The 274-nt window shown below is 54.4% G+C and carries 1 pseudogene; it reads left to right on the top strand.

The window, feature by feature from the left end:
• Positions 1-85: 85 nt before the first annotated feature.
• A pseudogene (locus FDX22_RS19900) lies at positions 86-274 on the top strand (transcriptional regulator MelR); the annotation flags it as partial.

Here is a 274-nt window from a genome sequence, read left to right as displayed (position 1 = left end):
AATGGTGACCTGATTTGCGCGCCGATTCGCAGTCTTATCCGCTGAAAAATGGCATGATTCTGAACAATCAGGAACTGGAGTTACCATGACCACGCCGCCAATCTCAGCGCTTCCCCCCGATCCGCACATGTGTAACAGCGATGAGAAACAAACCCGTAGCCCACTGTCGCTGTACTCGGAATGTCAACGTCTCGATATCGAACTACGCGCACCGCACGCCATGACCACCAGCCACTGGCATGGACAGGTGGAGATTAACGTACCGTTCGACGGC

It is taken from the genome of Citrobacter sp. TBCS-14 (assembly GCF_005280805.1).
In the GTDB taxonomy this organism is placed as follows: Bacteria; Pseudomonadota; Gammaproteobacteria; order Enterobacterales; family Enterobacteriaceae; genus Citrobacter; species Citrobacter gillenii.
Note: the sequence above shows the minus strand (reverse complement) of the source record. Positions and strands in the feature narration are given on the sequence as shown.